General features: G+C 62.9%; 11 protein-coding genes. 6 read left to right on the top strand and 5 right to left on the bottom strand.

All coding sequences use genetic code 11. The features are described from left to right. Window positions 1–4 precede the first annotated feature (4 nt). The 5 genes from PH603_RS12545 to nirB are packed head-to-tail and all read right to left on the bottom strand — an operon-like array spanning window position 5 to window position 8,658. A complete protein-coding gene (locus PH603_RS12545) occupies window positions 5–1,837 on the bottom strand; it encodes a molybdopterin-binding protein (RefSeq protein ID WP_289502880.1) in 1,833 nt (610 codons plus the stop codon). Continuing rightward, window positions 1,830–3,236 (bottom strand): siroheme synthase CysG, encoded by a 1,407-nt coding sequence (cysG, locus tag PH603_RS12540; RefSeq protein ID WP_289502879.1) that lies wholly within the window; start codon window positions 3,234–3,236, stop codon window positions 1,830–1,832. Before cysG ends, PH603_RS12545 begins: the two co-directional genes overlap by 8 nt. Before the next feature lie 7 nt (window positions 3,237–3,243). Further along, complete coding sequence (locus PH603_RS12535; RefSeq protein WP_289502878.1) at window positions 3,244–5,859, bottom strand: nitrate reductase; 2,616 nt, start codon at window positions 5,857–5,859, stop codon at window positions 3,244–3,246. Then, window positions 5,856–6,206, bottom strand: coding sequence for a nitrite reductase small subunit NirD (gene nirD / locus PH603_RS12530; protein WP_289502877.1), 351 nt, complete (start codon window positions 6,204–6,206; stop codon window positions 5,856–5,858). Before nirD ends, PH603_RS12535 begins: the two co-directional genes overlap by 4 nt. 4 nt (window positions 6,207–6,210) lie before the next feature. Further along, window positions 6,211–8,658: a nitrite reductase large subunit NirB gene (gene nirB / locus PH603_RS12525; RefSeq protein WP_289502876.1), complete on the bottom strand. Its 2,448-nt coding sequence runs from the start codon at window positions 8,656–8,658 to the stop codon at window positions 6,211–6,213. A gap of 698 nt (window positions 8,659–9,356) precedes the next feature. On the opposite strand from nirB, the gene PH603_RS12520 reads away from it, so the two are divergent. The 6 genes from PH603_RS12520 (at window position 9,357) to PH603_RS12495 (ending at window position 16,721) form a co-directional block, all read left to right on the top strand. Continuing rightward, window positions 9,357–10,760 carry a CmpA/NrtA family ABC transporter substrate-binding protein gene (locus PH603_RS12520; RefSeq protein ID WP_289502875.1) on the top strand — a complete coding sequence of 468 codons (1,404 nt, stop codon included), beginning with the start codon at window positions 9,357–9,359 and terminating at the stop codon, window positions 10,758–10,760. 1 nt (window position 10,761) lies between these two features. Beyond that, window positions 10,762–11,850 (top strand): ABC transporter permease, encoded by a 1,089-nt coding sequence (locus PH603_RS12515; RefSeq protein WP_289502874.1) that lies wholly within the window; start codon window positions 10,762–10,764, stop codon window positions 11,848–11,850. Between the two features lie 11 nt (window positions 11,851–11,861). Then, a complete protein-coding gene (locus PH603_RS12510) occupies window positions 11,862–13,571 on the top strand; it encodes a nitrate ABC transporter ATP-binding protein (RefSeq protein ID WP_289502873.1) in 1,710 nt (569 codons plus the stop codon). Continuing rightward, the gene (locus tag PH603_RS12505) at window positions 13,572–14,186 is read left to right on the top strand and encodes an ANTAR domain-containing response regulator (protein ID WP_289502872.1); all 615 of its coding nucleotides are present in this window, start codon (window positions 13,572–13,574) and stop codon (window positions 14,184–14,186) included. Beyond that, complete coding sequence (locus PH603_RS12500) at window positions 14,179–15,360, top strand: CmpA/NrtA family ABC transporter substrate-binding protein (RefSeq protein ID WP_289502871.1); 1,182 nt, start codon at window positions 14,179–14,181, stop codon at window positions 15,358–15,360. Before PH603_RS12505 ends, PH603_RS12500 begins: the two co-directional genes overlap by 8 nt. 140 nt (window positions 15,361–15,500) lie before the next feature. Further along, window positions 15,501–16,721 carry an alginate export family protein gene (locus PH603_RS12495; RefSeq protein WP_289502870.1) on the top strand — a complete coding sequence of 407 codons (1,221 nt, stop codon included), beginning with the start codon at window positions 15,501–15,503 and terminating at the stop codon, window positions 16,719–16,721. The last annotated feature ends 69 nt before the right edge of the window (window positions 16,722–16,790 follow it).

Below are 16,790 nucleotides of genomic sequence, written 5' to 3'. Positions count from 1 at the left end.
GCTGTCAACGCCACAGGCAATCAACCATTGTGCCCGGTTCCGGCAGGGCTGCGCCTTCCACATGCAGGATCCAGGCATTCTGGTCGATCATGTTGGCGACTTTGTAGGATTGCTGGCCGTCCAGTGCTTTGACTTCAAGTTGCCCGGTCTGGCTGGTCTCCAGATGTGCTTTCATCATGAAAGTCAGGTTTGGGCGGATATTTGCCTCGGATGTCAGTCTTGCCTTGAAGGGGCGTTCAGCGGGGAGGCCCGTCAGGGCGCGGATCAGCGGATTGACGAACAGGCGGAAGGTGGCGGTCGTCGCCGAAGGGTTGCCGGGCAGCCCGGCGAAATACCGGCCGTCTGCCAGTTGTGCGAACAGGACAGGCTTGCCGGGCCTGATGCGGACGCCGTGAAAGTGGATCGTTGCCCCGATGGCCTCCAGCGCCGTGCGCACAAAATCGAACCGTCCGGCAGATACGGCGCCTGTCGAGATCACCAGATCGCTTTGACGTGCGGCCGGAGAGGAAAGGGCCGCTATCAGGGTATCGGCGTCATCCCTGATGGTTATGCGACCCGTGCATGTGGCGCCGGCTTCGTGCAGTGCCGCTTCACCAAACGGGCCGGAGCTGTTGTAAATCTGGCCGGGTGCCAGAGCCTCCGCAGGGTCGTCCACCAGTTCATTGCCGCTGGAAATCCAAAAGGCGCGCGGTTTGGGATAGACCGCAAAACGCGCCTGCCCGGAGGCGGCAAGGGCCGGCAGAGCTGACGGGGTGACGAACGTGCCTTTCGGAACAAGCCGGTCTCCAGCGTTGAAATCTGTGCCCTTTCGGCGAATGTTCTTTCCGCTGGGGAAGGGCGTTTCAATCAGCACGGTGCTGCCCTCTGTTCTTGTCGCTTCGATCGGGATGACACTGGTGGTGCCCAAAGGGACCGGCGCGCCGGTCATGATGGCGACGGCCTGATTTTGACCGATGGCTTCGGCTTTGCCTTCATCGCCGGCCGCCGAAGTGCCGATGATTTCGAGCCGGGCGGGCGTTGCAGGGGTGGCAAGGTCAGTGTCTGCCGCCCGGAGTGCAAATCCATCCATGGCAGCATTGTCGAACGCAGGGGCTGGGGCCTCCGCCATGACATCAGCGGCAAGCACATGCCCTGCCACCGTCTTCAGGGAAGCGTAGACCGGCTTCAGAGGCCGGGTCTTTGCGTGAAGGACCGCGAGTGCCTCGCTATAGGAGATGGTCGCGCGGGTGCAGGAGGAACTATTGCCCGCATGCAGCGTTTGCGCAGCTGCCAGTTCTTCCGGCGTGTTGATATTGAGGAATTGTCCCGCCCCCGGCCACGCGACCGGGGTGGCATCAATCGCGGCGAGAAGGGCACGCAGCGAGGATGCGCGCGAGACGGGCGCTTGCATTCGCAGTGCCATCAGGCGAGGGACGGACCAATAGGCGAATGTCGGATGGTCGCCGGTTTCATCAAGGCCAAAGGCCGCATCGCCGCTGGCGCTGAGCTTGCAGACCAGATCTTCCGGAACGCAAGGGCCATCGACAGGTGTGGTGATGAAGCCGGCGACCGAAGGGGCATTGGCGGCGAGCCATGCAGCAATCGAGTGAATGCCGCCGACCGGGCCCGGTGGCATGTCTGGCATGTCAGTAATCACCGTAAGGCCGGTCCCGTAATCGTGCGGGCCAGAGACGAGGAGGCGGCTGGCCTGCGGGCGCAGGCGATTGATGATCAGGTCGATCATTCGATCCCGGCCCAGGCGCACTTCGGCCTTGTCGGGCCCGCGCATGCGCCGCGACTGGCCACCTGCAAGGATGACCACCGGAACGTCTGCGCTATTGGAGAGCAGATCAAACATTGGCCGCTGTCCGTTCCGCCAAGGGTTCATGCAGCTCGGCGAGGCGAGCGGTGGCAGAAGCGCCGACAATGATCAGGGTGGGGGCGTCCTCGGCAAGCGTGGCGGGCGCCGCGCGCATGCTGCCGATTGTTCCTTGCCATTGCTGGCGTTCGGTGCGTCCGGCATTGGCGATGATCATGACGGGCAGGGCTGCGGGAACACCGCTCGCGATCATGGCTTCCATCAGGCTGCCGATCTTGTTCCGCGCCATATAAAGCGCGACCGTGCCGCCGTTCAGCAGCGCCTGCCAGTCTGGCTGGTCTTCGGCGAGGCCTTCATTGGTGCTGGCTGTCATCAGCGTCAGGCGGCGGGAGATGCCACGGTGGGTGAGCGCGATGCCGCAGTCGGCAGCGGCTACGGATGCAGCCGTCACGCCGGGCACGATATGGGTACGGATGCCCGCTGCCTGCAAATGGTCCAGTTCCTCGCCGCCGCGTCCGAAGATGAAGGGATCGCCGCATTTCAGGCGCACCACCCGTTGGCCACGTGCCGCAAGGTTGGTGAGCGTGCGGTTGATGAATTCCTGGCTGGCCGAGCGTTTGCCGCAGCGTTTGCCAACCGGGATGAGCCGGGCATCGCGCCGGGCGTGCAGCAGCAGTGCGGGGTCGATCAATGCGTCATGCAGCACCACGTCAGCGCTTTCGAGCGCTTTCAGGCCCTTGAGGGTGATCATGTCGGCGCTGCCCGCACCCGCGCCCACGAGCCAGACCTCGCCGGGGATGCCGTCGCCTTGTGCTGCCTCGATTTCTGCCTCGGTCAGGTGGTCCGGCATATCTGCTTCTGTGTCTGTCAGCCGGCCAAGGTCGAACATCCGGTCCCACAGGCGGCGCTGGGCAGCGGGGGGCAGTTTCTCCTTCACCTCGACGCGGATGGCGGCAGCGCGGCGCACGCGGTGGGTAATATCATGCGGCAACAGGCGCTCGATGGCTTGGCGAAGGTTCCGGGCGAGTGTCGGGGCGGCACCGCCTGTGGAAATCGCAACCTGAACGGGGCCACGCCGTACCACGGCGGGCATCTGGAAATCGCACCGGGCGGGCGCATCGACGGCATTCAGGAGGATACCCCGCGCCAGTGTCATCCGGCGCAGGTCATCGGCAAAGGCCGGCATCTCGCCGCTATCGATGGCAAGCGTGATGCCGTCGAGATGCGGGTCATCCAGCAAGGCACCTGCGTGCTCAATGGGGTGATCTTTGATCAGCGCCGCCATATCGGGGCAAAGGTGGTCAGCCACAAGGCGCAGCGTGGCACCAGCGTCGAGGAGCGGCTTTGCCTTGGTGGCGGCAATCGGGCCGCCGCCCAGCATCAGGCAGGTGCGGCCACGGAGGTCAAGGCTGATCGGAAACAGGGTTTCAGGCTGCATTGGGGCTTTACTCCCGGGCGATGAGGGCTTTGATTTCAGGGATGCAGGAGCCGCAATTGCCACCGGCCCCGGTGGCGTCGCGAACGCCGTCGGTACTGGTCAGGCGGCCCTTGCAGATGGCATCGCGGATCGTGTTTTGGCCGACCTGAAAGCAGGAGCAGACGACCGGGCCCGTGTCCCGCACGGCGCCGGGGCTGCGGCCGGCGAGCAGTTGGCGGCGAGCGCTATCCTCAAGGCTTGCAGCCTCAAACTGGCTGTCCGCCCAGCCGAGGTCGATCCCGGCAAGGCTTTCGCCCGCGAAAAGGATGAAGGCGAGTTGCCCCTTCTCAAAGCCGGCCAACCGCAGGCCGGTGCCGTCTTCAATGCTGGCAGTGTCCCCGGTGACCTGTTCAAGGCGTGCGCGAAGCGCGGCGAAGTCGGCCTCGCTGTAGCCGGCTATGCGGGTGAGCGTCGCATGCTTCAGCTGGGTCCGGGTCCAGTAGGGCATCTGGATTTCAATTTCCGAGCGGGAAAGAAGAAGCCCCCGCCATGACATGGCGGCGGGGGCAAGGGAGACCGCCGTGGACTTGAAGGCGGGCTGCTTGGAAAGGGGATCGACCTCTGGCGCGATCAGCGTGCCAACAAGGGCAGCGCTCGCATGGGTTTCGGACCAGTGCATGGGCAGGAACAGCTCGCCGGGCTTCTGGTCATCCGTGACCCGCACACGAACGACGACACGGCCGCGCGGGCTGGCGACGGTGGCAAAGCCTTTGTCAGCGAGCCCGTGCGACCGTGCATCCGTGGGGGAAACGTCCAGCAGCGGCTCGGGCCTGTGCCCGGTCAGGCTGGGGGCGAGGCCGGTGCGGGTCATGGTGTGCCACTGGTCCCGGTAGCGCCCGGTGTTCAGGAGAAGCGGATAATCAGGCGAGGGGACGGCAGGCGAGGGGCGGTGATCAAGGGCGACCATCCGGGCTCGTGCGTCCGGCGTGAAGAAGGCGCCATTGCCGAAAAGCCGCGTCTGACTGCGCTCCCCCGCTCGCTGCGGCCATTTGGTTGGTGCGAGGGTGTTGTAGTCGGCGGCGCCTATGTTGGCCAGCGCGCCAATATCGAAAGCGCGGCTGCCTTCGTTGCGGTGCGCGCTGAGGGCGGCATGTTCGCGGAAAATGTCAGCGGGGCTTTCATAGGCGAAGGCTGCACCATGCCCCATAGCAGTGGCCACATCGCAGATGATCTGCCAGTCGGGCCGTGCCTCGGCATAAGGGGCCCGGAACGCACGCTGGCGGGAGATCGTGCGGTCGGAATTGGTGACCGTGCCGTCCTTTTCGCTCCAGCCCGTGGCGGGCAGGCGGATATGGGCGAAAGCCTGTGTGTCTGTATCCTTCACGCAGTCGGATACGATTACAGTGGGGCAACGGGCCAGTGCCTCGCGGACCTTCGCGGCCTGCGGCAGGCTGACCGCCGGGTTGGTCGCCATGATCCAGATCGCCTTGATACGCCCGTCATGGACGGCATCGAACATGTCGACAGCGCGAAGGCCTGCCGCGCGGGGAATGGCGGGCGATTGCCAGAAGCCCTGCACGAGATCGCATTCATGATCCGAAAAGCCCATATGGGCGGCAAGCATGCTGGCAAGTCCGCCGACCTCGCGCCCGCCCATCGCGTTCGGCTGGCCGGTCACCGAAAAAGGCCCCATGCCGGGTCGCCCGATACGGCCGGTCGCCAGATGGCAATTGATGATGGCATTCACCCGGTCGGTGCCATTGTGCGCCTGATTGACGCCTTGGGAAAAGACGGTCACCACCTTTTCGGTGGCCGCAAACAGCCGGTAGAAGGCTGCGACCTCGGCCTCGATGCCGCGCGTAGCGATGGCAGCGGCCAGTGCTGGCGCTTCACTGCGGGCGGCCGCGACCGCACCGGCATAGCCATCCACATGATGGCCTGTGAAGGCGGCAGGGGCGGTGCCGCAGGCGTCCAGATGGGCGAGCAGGCCGTTGAACAGCAGCACGTCGCCGTCCGGCATCACGGGGATATGGAGATCAGCGATATCGCAGCTTTCGGTGCGGCGCGGATCGATCACCACCACCCTTGTACCGCGTGCCTCCCGGGCCGCTCGCAGGCGCTGGAACAGTACCGGGTGGCACCAGGCGAGGTTGGAGCCCACAAGCACCACAAGATCGGCTTCTTCAAGGTCGGCATAGTCGCCGGGCACGATATCGCCGCCGAAGGCACGGGTGTGGCCCGCCACGGTTGAAGCCATGCACAGGCGCGAGTTTGTGTCGATATTGGCGCTGCCGATGAAGCCCTTCATCAGCTTGTTGGCGACATAATAGTCTTCGGTCAGCAACTGGCCGGAAACATAGAAGGCAACCGCATCGGGGCCGTGCTCGTTGATAACGGTGGTGAGCCGGTCTGCGACGGCGCGGGTTGCGGTATCCCACGAAACGCGCACGCCATCGATGGTCGGAAAGGCAAGGCGGGAAGCATGATCGAGCGTCTGGCCGAGGGCCAGTCCCTTGGAACACAGGCGGCCGCGGTTGGCGGGGTGAGACGGGTCGCCTTCGATCCGGACCCCTCCTTCCATCTCGGTGGCGATGATTCCGCATCCCACCCCGCAGTAGGCGCATGTGGTCCTTGTGATTGTCATGCCACCGCCGCCTCGGCCATGCCCGAAGGAATGGCCAGATAGATCGAGCCGTCGTCGCGCACCTCGACGGCAAGCTTGCCCGTGCAGCCCGTGTCGGCGCCCTGTGCCTCGCCTGTCTCCAGGCTGATCACCCAGTTGTGCAAGGGGCAGGTAACGCTGTGCCCGTGCACGATGCCTTCGGACAAGGGGCCCTTCTTGTGCGGGCATTCGTTCCTCAGTGCGAAGACCTTGTCGTCGCTGGTGCGGAAAAGGGCGATCTCGCCCGCCGGGGTGCGCACGCGGCGCGATCCGAGGCGGGGAATATCGTCCCGCTGGCCGACAAGGGTGAAGGTGGATGCTTTAACCATCGGCTCATCCAATCGTCGCAAGAAGTTGATATTCATGGGCGTCAACGCCCTTGGCGCGCGCCGCCCACGGGTCATCCTGCGCATCCTTCTGGCTCAGGAGGAAACGATCGCGCAGCTTGATGCGCACCTCGGAGTCGCTGGTGAGTCGGTCGCGGATATGGTCGATCCCCACCCGCTCGATCCAGGGGGCGGTGCGTTCCAGATACCAGGCTTCCTCGCGGTACATCTGGATGAAGGCCATGCAATATTCGATGGCTTCTTCTTCCGTTGTAACCTTGCAGAGAAGATCGGTGGCGCGCACATGGATGCCTCCGTTGCCGCCGACATGCAGCTCGTAGCCGCTGTCCACACAGACGATGCCGAAATCCTTGATCGTGGCTTCGGCGCAGTTGCGGGGGCAGCCCGAAACCGCCATCTTGAACTTGTGGGGCATCCAGCTGCCCCAGGTGGCATGTTCAAGCTTCACGCCGAGCCCGGTGCTGTCCTGCGTGCCGAAGCGGCACCAGTCGGTCCCCACGCAGGTTTTCACCGTGCGCAGCGACTTGCCATAGGCATGACCCGAAACCATCCCTGCAGCGCCCAGATCAGCCCAGACGGCGGTCAGGTCGTCCTTCTTGATGCCAAGAAGGTCAATCCGCTGGCCGCCTGTCACCTTCACGGTCGGGATATTGAACTTGTCCACCACATCGGCGATGGCCCGAAGTTCCTTCGCGGATGTGACGCCGCCCCACATGCGCGGCACCACGGAATAGGTGCCATCCTTCTGGATGTTGGCGTGGACGCGTTCATTGATGAAGCGGGCGCGGGCGTCGTCCTGATATTCGCCGGGCCAGGCACAGAGGAGATAATAGTTCACGGCAGGGCGGCAGGTATGGCAGCCATCCGGCGTGCGCCATTCCAGTGCCTGAAACACGCTCGGGATATCCTTGATGCCTTTGGCGACGATCAGCCGGCGGACTTCGCCGTGATCGAGCGAGGTGCAGCCGCAAAGGGGCTTCGGCCCGCTGTCGGCCACATAGCCATCACCCAGCGTGAAGCCGATCAGTTTTTCGACAAGCCCGGTGCAGGACCCGCAGGAAGACGAGGCCTTGGTGTGGGCGCGAACCTCGGCAAGCGAGGTGAGGCCGCCTTCGGTGATCGCCGTCTGGATGGTGCCCTTGCAGACGCCGTTGCAGCCGCAGATCTCGGCATCTGCCGGCAGATCCGCGACCGCCTTAAAAGGGTCGGAAAGCGCCCCCTCCTCGAAGCCCTGGCCAAAGGCCATGGTGCCGCGCAAGGGGGTGATGTCGGTGCCGTCCTTGATCATCTGGAAATACCAGGGGCCGTCGCCCGTATCGCCGTAAAGGACGGCGCCGATCAGCTGGTTTTCCTTCACCACAAGCCGCTTGTAAACGCCGCGGGCGGCATCGCGGAACACGATATCCTCGGTGCCCTTGCCGCCCGAGAAATCACCGCCCGAGAAAAGATCGACCCCGGTGACCTTGAGCTTTGTAGAGATGGCCGAGCCCTGATAACCCTTGCCGTCTGACCCGGCGAGCGTGTCGGCAGCGGCCCGCGCCATATCCCATATGGGAGCGACGAGGCCGTAGCATAGGCCGCGATGCTCGACGCATTCGCCGATCGCCAGAATGTCGGGGTTGGAGGTGATCATGTGATCGTCCACCAGGATGCCGCGCCCGGTGGCGAGCCCGTGCGAACGCGCAAGCCATGTGTTGGGGCGGATACCCACTGCCATCACCACAAGATCGGCCGGGAAGCTGCGGCCATCCTTCAGTCGCACGCCTTCAACGCGGTCGTCGCCGGTGATTTCGGCGGTATCGGCTTCAAGGATGATATCGAGCCCGCGGCGTTCCAGTTCCTGCTTCAGCAGTGTGCCGGCTGCGGTATCCAGCTGGCGTTCCATCAGGTGCGGGGCCAGATGCAGCACGGTGACCTTCATGCCGAGCGTGGAGAGGCCGTAAGCCGCCTCAAGGCCCAGCAGCCCGCCGCCGATTACCACAGCATGTTGCAGGCGCCCGGCGCCGTCGATCATCGTTTCCACGTCCTTCATGTCGCGGAAGGTGATGACGCCGTTCTTTTTGTGGCCGGGCACGGGAATGACGATGGGCTCCGAGCCGGTGGCGAGTAATAGCTTGTCGTAAGCCACCTTGCGTCCGGCAGCGGAGAAGACGAACCCGCGCTTCTGGTCGATCCCGATGACCGGGTCACCCGCATGCAGGCGGATATTATTGGCTTCGTACCAGTCCCAGTCGTTGAGGATGATATCCTGATAGGCTTTTTCGCCCGCGAGGATGGGAGACAGCATGATGCGGTTATAATTGAGGCGCGGCTCCTGCCCGAACACCGTGACATCGTAGGTATCCGGCGCGCGCTTCAACAGCTCCTCGAGCGTGCGAATGCCGGCCATGCCGTTGCCGACAATCACCAGTCTGGGTTTCTTGGACTTTGTCATGGTCGCTTCCACTTGGCTGGTCCAGGGGTGCCGGTGGAAGGAGGGGGAGGTGAAAAACGACATCCGCCCGCCAGCCTGATGGCTGTGGCCCTGGACGTCGTTATCCTGAAATGACCCGCCGTTGGGTCGGTGGCAAATCGGGTGCCTGTGAAGGGAAGGATCAGCAAGGAGCATGCCACGCCGGGCCCGAGGGGGCATATTGGCGCGGAAGCCCTGTGATCCTGCCATCTGCCGGCCTGCAGGCCATCGTGTGATGGTGGCTGCAAATGCCGACTGAATTGATTAAAAAATAATCAATGAACAAAAAATAGTCAATAAATTAGATGCGCCGCAGCATGAAAGGCGGCCGGGAATAGTGCTGATTCCGGATGGTGGGCCCATCTTCCTGAGGCGATTGAAACAATTTTTGTGTTGCTATGCAGCAAGAAAACCCGCAGGGGCCTGCGGTTTTTGCAGGTAGCCCCTGACGCCAAGCGTGCCCCGGCGCTGCTGCGGCGTGTTCCCTTGGCACGCGCTTTGCTCGTTATCCCCTGTCGGTCGCCGATGAAGGCGCACCAGGTTTCCGATCCAACGGAGGGTCGAAAGACATCGCTGCAAGCTTCTGGACGGGTTCGTCCGCATGAAGGCAGCGGCTTTTGGCCTTCGACTGATCGACGCATCGATCATTCGAGGCAGAGACAAGGCTTTCGGAGGATAGGATGCAAGGAAAGACGACTGACATCAGCAAACGAATTGCCGGCACATGCCGCCGCGTTGCGGCGCTCGCGGCCCTTGTTTGCGGCTTCGGGCTGCCGGCCGCGGCCGACAATCTCTGGCCGGAGAAGGAAACCCTGACCCTCGGTTTCATCAAGCTGACCGACATGGCCCCCCTCGCGGTGGCCTATGAGCTTGGCTATTTTGAAGACGAGGGGCTTTATGTGACGCTTGAGGCGCAGGCCAACTGGAAAGTGCTCCTGGACCGGGTGATCTCGGGCGAGCTGGATGGTGCTCACATGCTGGCGGGCCAGCCGCTTGGCGCCACCATCGGCTTTGGCACCAAGGCTGATATCGTCACCGCCTTTTCGATGGACCTCAATGGCAACGGCATCACCGTGTCGAACGAGGTCTGGGCAGCGATGAAAAAACATGTACCCATGGGCGCGGATGGCAAGCCCGTGCATCCGATCAAGGCGGATTATCTGAAGCCGGTGGTTCAGCAGTACCGGGCCGAAGGCAAGCCTTTCAAGATGGGCATGGTCTTCCCCGTTTCGACCCACAATTATGAACTGCGCTACTGGCTCGCTGCTGGCGGCATCCATCCGGGCTATTATACGACGGGTGATGTGACAGGCACGACGGACGCCGAAGTGCTGCTGTCCGTGACCCCGCCGCCGCAAATGCCGGCGACGATGGAGGCGGGCACCATCTTCGGCTATTGCGTTGGCGAGCCCTGGAACCAGCAGGCGGTGTTCAAGGGCGTCGGTGTGCCGGTCGTCACCGATTATGAAATCTGGAAGAACAACCCGGAAAAGGTGTTCGGTGTTTCAGCCGAATGGGCGAAGAAATATCCGAACACGCATCTCGCTGTCGTCAAGGCGCTGATCCGCGCGGCCATGTGGCTGGACGCGAACGGCAATGCCAACCGGCAGGAAGCGGTGAAAATGCTGGCAAAGCCCGCTTACGTGGGGGCGGACGCCGCCGTGATCGCCAATTCGATGACCGGGACGTTTGAATATGAAAAGGGCGACAAGCGCGATGTGCCCGATTTCAACGTCTTCTTCCGCTATTTTGCTACCTATCCCTATTATTCCGACGCTGTCTGGTATCTCACCCAGATGCGCCGCTGGGGGCAGATCGGCGAAGCGAAACCGGATGCCTGGTATGACGAGGTCGCCCGCAAGGTCTATCAGCCTGAAATTTACCTGAAAGCTGCACGGCTTCTCGTGCAGGAAGGCAAGGCACGGGAAGAGGATTTCCCGTGGGACACGGATGGCTACCGCGCACCGCAAACCCATTTCATCGATGGCATCGCCTTCAACGGCAAAACGCCGACGGCTTATCTGCGCAAATTCAGTATCGGCCTGAAGGACGACGTGGCCCCTGCGCAAGCGGGAGGCAACTGACATGAATGCGACGGTGAAGAACGATCCCGAACTCGCCCGCGCCGCCCGCAAGGCTGCGCAGGCGCAGCGCGGCCTGCTGATCGGGCGGATTGACGGTTATATCTCCATCTTCGGCTTCGGCTGGGTCACCCCGATGTTGCGGCTGGCGAACGGCGAGGATCCCTCGGCACAGCTAAAAGCCCTGTGGCGCGGCCTTGGCATTCCGCTCGCGTCGATCATCCTCTTCCTCGGGCTCTGGGCCCAGATGGCGCCGAAGGTGGATACAAGCCTCGGGGCGATCCCGGGGCCGGCGCAGGTAGCCGAAGCCTTCGGCGGGCTTGTGGACAGCCATAAGGCGGAACGCGAGAAGGCAGAGGCATTCTACGAACGCCAGCACGCACGGAACGAGGCGCGGGTTGCGGAAGACCCGTCCTACGAGCCGAAAATCCACCCCTATACCGGCAAGCCGACTTATTTCGACCAGATATGGACAAGCATCCAGACCGTTTTCATGGGCTTCCTGCTTGCTACGCTCGTGGCCGTTCCCATCGGCATCATCGGTGGCCTGTCGCCATCGATGAATGCAGCGATCAATCCGCTGGTGCAGATTTTCAAGCCGGTGTCGCCGCTGGCCTGGCTGCCGATTGTCACAATGGTGGTCAGTGCGCTTTATGTGAGCGACGATCCGCTGTTCGATAAGGCGTTCCTCACGTCTGCCATCACTGTCACGCTCTGCTCGCTGTGGCCGACGCTGATCAATACGTCGATGGGGGTGGCCTCGATCGACAAGGACCTCCTGAATGTCGGCCGCGTGCTGCGCCTGTCGCCCGGCGTGCAGGTGCGCAAGCTGATCGTGCCTTCGGCCCTGCCGTTCATCTTCACCGGCATGCGCCTTTCGCTGGGGGTTGGCTGGATGGTGCTGATCGCCGCCGAAATGCTGGCCCAGAATCCGGGCCTTGGCAAATTCGTGTGGGACGAATTCCAGAACGGGTCATCAAGCTCGCTCGCTCGCATCATGGTCGCCGTTTTCACCATCGGTATCATCGGCTTCCTTCTGGACCGCCTGATGCTCGCCTTTGAAGCGCTGGTCACCAGCCGGGCACAGCGGTGAGGGGGCGGCAAATGGCACATCTTGAACTCAAGGACGTTGCATTTTCCTACGGCAAGGGCAGGGGGCGTACCCCTGTGCTGCGGGATATCAATCTTGCCATCGAGGAAGGCGAATTTCTGGCCATCGTCGGCTTTTCGGGCGCGGGCAAAACCTCTCTCATCTCGCTGATCTCGGGCCTTGTGAAGCCCGAACGCGGCAGCATCACGATGAATGGCACGCCGGTCACCGGCCCCGGCCCTGACCGGGGCGTCGTGTTCCAGAATTATTCGCTGATGCCGTGGCTGACGGTCGCGGGCAATATCGCGCTGGCGGTCGATAGCCTTTTCGGCACCGAAGACAAGGTGGCCCGGCAGGCGCGGGTTGACCGCTATATCGATATGGTCGGCCTTACCCATGCCCGCGACCGCAAACCCCACGAGCTTTCGGGTGGCATGCGCCAGCGCGTGGCGGTGGCCCGCGCACTGGCGATGGATCCGGAAATCCTGTTGCTGGATGAACCCCTGTCGGCACTCGACGCGCTCACCCGCGCCAAATTGCAGGACGAGCTGGATGCGATCCGGGCGAAGGACCGCAAGACGGTGATCCTGATCACCAACGATGTGGACGAGGCGATCCTGCTGGCTGACCGGATCATCCCGCTGACACCGGGGCCGGAAGCCACGCTGGGGCCTGCCTTCAAGGTGGATATCCCGCGCCCGCGCCTGCGGTCCGCGATGAACCATGATGCAGGCTTCGTGAAGCTTCGGGCCGATGTAACAAGCTTCCTGATCGAAGCTGAAAAAGGTGCGAACGCCGCACGGCAGGCGGCAGAAGGCATCCTGCCGACCATCGCACCCATCGAGATCGGCCGGGCACCGAAAGCATACCGCGAGGCGGCGGCGAGCCCGCGTGTGGATCGCTATGTGGAGTTTTCGCAAATCTCCAAGGTCTATGACACGCCGAAAGGACCGCTCACCATCGTCGATGGCTTTGACCTGAAGATGAAAAAGGGCGAGTTCATCACGCTCATTGGCCATTCGGGCTGCGGCAAATCCACCGTCCTCAATATGGCGGCGGGGCTGACCTCGATCAGCGCCGGCGGTGTGATCCTTGATGGGCGTCAGGTCATCTCCACGGGGCCGGAGCGCGCCGTGGTGTTTCAGGCGCCGAGCCTGATGCCGTGGCTGACCGCCTTCCAGAATGTGGCGCTGGGCGTCAACCGTGTTTATCCGCACGCGACGGCGGCCGAGAAGCGCGATGTGATCGAATATTATCTCGCCCGCGTCGGGCTTGGCGACGCCATGCACAAGCCAGCGGCTGAAATGTCGAACGGCATGCGCCAGCGCGTCGGCATCGCCCGTGCCTTTGCCCTGTCGCCGAAGCTGCTGCTTCTGGATGAGCCTTTCGGAATGCTGGATAGCCTTACCCGCTGGGCCTTGCAGGAAGTGCTGATGGATGTTTGGGCGCGCACACAGGTGACCGCCATCTGCGTGACCCATGATGTGGACGAGGCGATCCTTCTGGCCGACCGCTGCGTGATGATGAGCAACGGCCCGAACGCCAAGATCGGCAATATCATGGAGATCGATATCCCCCGGCCGCGCCGCCGCCGTGATCTCGTTGGGCATCCGAAATATTATGAATACAGGGAAGAACTTTTGTCCTTCCTTGAAGCCTACGAGCACGGCGACCCCGCAGACGCCGAAAGCAAACCGACCCCCAAGCGGAGGACCGCAGCGTAAATGGCAGGAACCGGCCTCAATATTCTGGTGATCGACGAGGATCCGGCCCGCGCCGCGCTCCTTGAAGGGGCGCTTGTTGAGGCTGGCTACACCCATGTGGTGACGCTGCGAACAACGGCGAACCTGCACCAGCGTATCGTGGCCATCGAACCCGATGTGATCATCATCGACCTGCAGAACCCCGACCGCGACACGCTGGAAAACATGTTCCAGGTGTCGCGCTCGGTGAAAAAGCCGATTGCCATGTTCGTTGACCAGTCGGACGACGACGCCATCAGGCGCGCGGTCGAGGCTGGCGTCAGCGCCTATGTGGTTGACGGCCTGAAGAAGGACCGTGTGCGCCCGATTGTCGAAGTGGCGGTGACCCGCTTTGAAAGCTTCAGTCAGCTATTGCGCGAACGCGACGAGGCCCGCACGGCCCTTGCCGATATCAAGCGCATCAACCGCGCCAAGGGGCTTCTGATGCAGTATCGCGGCATCACGGAAGAAGAGGCCTACAGCATGATGCGCCGCACCGCCATGCAGCAGAGCCGCAAGATTGTCGATATCGCCGACAGCATCATCACGGCCTTTGAGCTGGATGCCGGCTTACTCGGAGACCGCCACCATGCCTGAAGCCAACCTCCCCGTTATCCGCGCCGGCTTCATCGCGCTCACCGACTGCGCCCCCATTGTGGTGGCGCGCGAATTGGGCCTTGACCTTGAAGAAGGCATCAGGATCGAGCCCGTGCGCCTGCCGTCGTGGGCGGCAGTACGCGACCAGCTGGCGTTCGAGAAGCTTGAATGTGCCCATATGCTCGGCGGGTTGACGCTGGCCATGCATCTGGGGCTTGGCGGTTTTCGGTCCGAAATGATGGTGCCGCTTCTCCTCGGGCGCGGTGGCAATGCCATCACCATCTCGGTTGCGCTGTATGAGGAAGCCCGGGCCCTGATGAAGGGCAGGGTGATTTTCGACCGCGCCCAGTCGGCCGCCATGCTTGCCGCTGTCGTGCAGGCGCGGCGGGCGGCGGGGGAAGCACCGCTTCGATTGGCCAGCGTGCATGCCTATTCAAGCCACAGTTATGAACTCCGCGCCTGGCTCGCCCACGGCGGGGTCGATCCCGATCAGGATGTGGAACTTTCCGTGGTGCCACCGCCGAAGATGGTGGAGGCGCTGCGGGCCGGTCAGATCGACGGCTACTGCGTGGGGGAACCCTGGAGCCAGTTGGCAGTCGAGGAAGGCATCGGGCGCATCATGGCCACCAAAGCTGATCTCTATCCCTACAGCCCCGAAAAGGTGCTGGCACTGCGGCGGTCATGGGCCACGGGGCATGCCGAGACAGTGTCGCGGCTTGTGGCCGCCTGTGTGGCCGCCATGCGCTGGGCGGCACAACCGGCAAACCGCAATGCACTGGCCGACATGCTGGCCGGGCCTGACTATCTGGATACCGACCGCGAGGTGATCCTTGGCGGCCTGATGTGCGCGCCCCGGCTGGTGCCCGGCGAGACGCGCCAGCCGGTTGCCGATTATCTGTCCTTCGGTGGGCTTGATCTTGGCTATCCCTATGCCGAAGCAGGCCTCTGGCTCCTTGCCCAGATGCGGCGCTGGGGGCAGGCCGGTGCCGGGCACGAAGAAGAGGTCAGCGCGATTTTCGATACCACCATCATGGACGGCATTGGCCGGCAGGATGCTGGCAGCCGCACAAACGCGGGTCGCCGCATGGCGGCCATGCCGTTCGATGGCAACGCCTTCGATGGCGGCGATGTGGAAGGTTACTGGCGCCGTTTCCCGATCCGGCGCGGCGCCTGAACGATTGACTTTATCCCTGCGTGTCAATGGCGGCGCGCATCTCCCCGGGAACACGACCCCCGGCCGTGCAGCGCCGCACGGGACGGGTGAATTGTGTCCGGGTCCAACCATGAAAGAAACATTCTGCAGGGAGACCTTCGATGAAGGCATTTCACAAATATATCGGCGCAACCGTGATGATTGCGGCTCAGGCGCCCTCGGCTTTTGCGGACGACATCACTGACTTTTTCACCAAAGGCGACGCGGGGCTTGATCTCCGCTACCGGCTGGAAACAGTGGATCAGGACGGGTTCGCGGAAAACGCTACAGCCTCCACGCTTCTCACCAAACTCTGGTACAAGACCGCCAATGTGAACGGTTTCAGCGGTTATCTGGAGGCCACCAATGTGGCGGCCATCGGCGGGAGTTCCTATAACAGCACCGTTAATGGCAAGGCGGCCTATCCCGTGGTGCCGGACCCGACCGGCACCGAGGTCAATCAGGCATGGGCGAGCTACAAGTCCGACGCATTCGAGGTGAAGGCCGGGCGGCAGGGTATCAATTTCGATGACCAGCGATTCATTGGCACCGTTGGCTGGCGCCAGAACGACCAGACCTATGATAGCGCGGCTGCGACCGTGACGCCCGCTGCCGGGCTCAGCGCCACCTATGCCTATGTCTGGAACGTCAACCGCATCTTCGGGAACGATCATCCGCTCGGCAACCTGCACGGCGACACGCATCTCTTCAATGCGAGCTATGCGGGCTGGAGTTACGGCAAGCTGACAGCCTACGGTTATCTCCTCGATTTCGATGCGCCGGGGGCGGCGGGCCTGTCGTCGAAGACACTCGGCGTCCGGTTTGCGGGCAGTGCGAAGCTCGCCGATCCCGTCTCGCTTGGCTACCAGATTGAATATGCACGGCAATCCGACCACGGCGCCAATCCGGCCGACTATGCCGCCGATTTCTGGCATGTGGGCGCAAGCGTTTCGGGCAAGGGGCTGATGGCCGGGCTCGATTACGAGCTTCTGGGGGCAGACGGCGGTGCCGCCTTCCAGACGCCGCTTGCCACCCTTCACAAATTCAACGGCTGGGCGGACAAGTTCCTGTCCACGCCCGCTGCTGGCCTGAAGGATATCTATGCAACGCTTGCCTACAAGGTGCCCGAGGGCAGCGCGCTTTCGGGCACGGCGCTCATGGCCGTTTATCACAAGTTCAAATCTGACACTGGCAGCGCTGACTATGGCAGCGAGTGGGATTTTCAGGTGGAGAAGCAGGTGACAAGCTATCTGACACTCACCGCCAAGGCCGCCTTCTACAATGCCGACAGTTTCGCGACCGATACGACAAAGCTTTGGTTCATGGCCTCCGCCAAGTTCTGAATTCAAGCCACCCTGAAGGGCTTCTCCTTCAGGGTGCGCTGGCCTCCTGTTTTCGTCAGTGGATCAATC

The sequence above is a fragment of the Gimibacter soli genome, assembly GCF_028463845.1.
Taxonomy (GTDB): domain Bacteria; phylum Pseudomonadota; class Alphaproteobacteria; order Sphingomonadales; family Kordiimonadaceae; genus Gimibacter; species Gimibacter soli.
The sequence above is the reverse complement of the archived record's forward strand: the minus strand, read 5'-3'. Positions and strand labels throughout refer to the sequence as shown.

What these genes read in the sequence shown, in the direction of transcription:
- PH603_RS12515 (WP_289502874.1), top strand. Translation starts at nt 10,762, where the DNA reads ATGAATGCGACGGTGAAGAACGATCCCGAACTCGCCCGCGCCGCCCGC.
- PH603_RS12495 (WP_289502870.1), top strand. Translation starts at nt 15,501, where the DNA reads ATGAAGGCATTTCACAAATATATCGGCGCAACCGTGATGATTGCGGCT.
- cysG (WP_289502879.1), bottom strand. Translation starts at nt 3,236, where the DNA reads ATGCAGCCTGAAACCCTGTTTCCGATCAGCCTTGACCTCCGTGGCCGC.
- PH603_RS12500 (WP_289502871.1), top strand. Translation starts at nt 14,179, where the DNA reads ATGCCTGAAGCCAACCTCCCCGTTATCCGCGCCGGCTTCATCGCGCTC.
- PH603_RS12545 (WP_289502880.1), bottom strand. Translation starts at nt 1,837, where the DNA reads ATGTTTGATCTGCTCTCCAATAGCGCAGACGTTCCGGTGGTCATCCTT.
- PH603_RS12505 (WP_289502872.1), top strand. Translation starts at nt 13,572, where the DNA reads ATGGCAGGAACCGGCCTCAATATTCTGGTGATCGACGAGGATCCGGCC.
- PH603_RS12535 (WP_289502878.1), bottom strand. Translation starts at nt 5,859, where the DNA reads ATGACAATCACAAGGACCACATGCGCCTACTGCGGGGTGGGATGCGGA.
- PH603_RS12510 (WP_289502873.1), top strand. Translation starts at nt 11,862, where the DNA reads ATGGCACATCTTGAACTCAAGGACGTTGCATTTTCCTACGGCAAGGGC.
- nirB (WP_289502876.1), bottom strand. Translation starts at nt 8,658, where the DNA reads ATGACAAAGTCCAAGAAACCCAGACTGGTGATTGTCGGCAACGGCATG.
- PH603_RS12520 (WP_289502875.1), top strand. Translation starts at nt 9,357, where the DNA reads ATGCAAGGAAAGACGACTGACATCAGCAAACGAATTGCCGGCACATGC.
- nirD (WP_289502877.1), bottom strand. Translation starts at nt 6,206, where the DNA reads ATGGTTAAAGCATCCACCTTCACCCTTGTCGGCCAGCGGGACGATATT.